The sequence below is a fragment of the Bacteroides sp. 519 genome (assembly GCF_010500955.1).
Classification (GTDB): domain Bacteria; phylum Bacteroidota; class Bacteroidia; order Bacteroidales; family Bacteroidaceae; genus Bacteroides.
In genome coordinates, this window is the sequence record NZ_QVMJ01000088.1 from 1 (window position 1) to 352 (window position 352).

Here is a 352-nt window from a genome sequence, read left to right on the forward strand (position 1 = left end):
TATGGGGTGCTCTCTATTGATTGCACACAATACGATATGTCGTTCGAATACATGTTGCACGACAAGAAGAATGTATCAGGTATTATACATTTCACTTTGCTTTGTATTGTTTAAAGCAGTGAGAGATCTGTTTCCCGAAGCCAAACTTTTTGTTGAGCATCCGGTGTCGAAAGGATATTTCTGCGATGCGATTACCGGTGCTGCTGCCTCTGAATTTACTCCTGCTGCACCAGCTAACGTTTGGTCTTACTATGTAACTCCAGGTGTTATAGTTTCTCTCACTTTCACTCTATTATTATATTATAAAATCATTTTGTTTATTAATATTTTTATGTATTTTTGTTTTCTTATC

The 352-nt window shown here is 36.1% G+C and carries 1 protein-coding gene; it reads left to right on the forward strand.

What is annotated here, in order from left to right; all coding sequences use genetic code 11:
• Positions 1–118: 118 nt before the first annotated feature.
• Positions 119–352, forward strand: a 234-nt coding sequence (locus tag D0T85_RS22610) for a hypothetical protein (RefSeq protein WP_203558562.1), incomplete at its 3' end; no start/stop codon positions are given.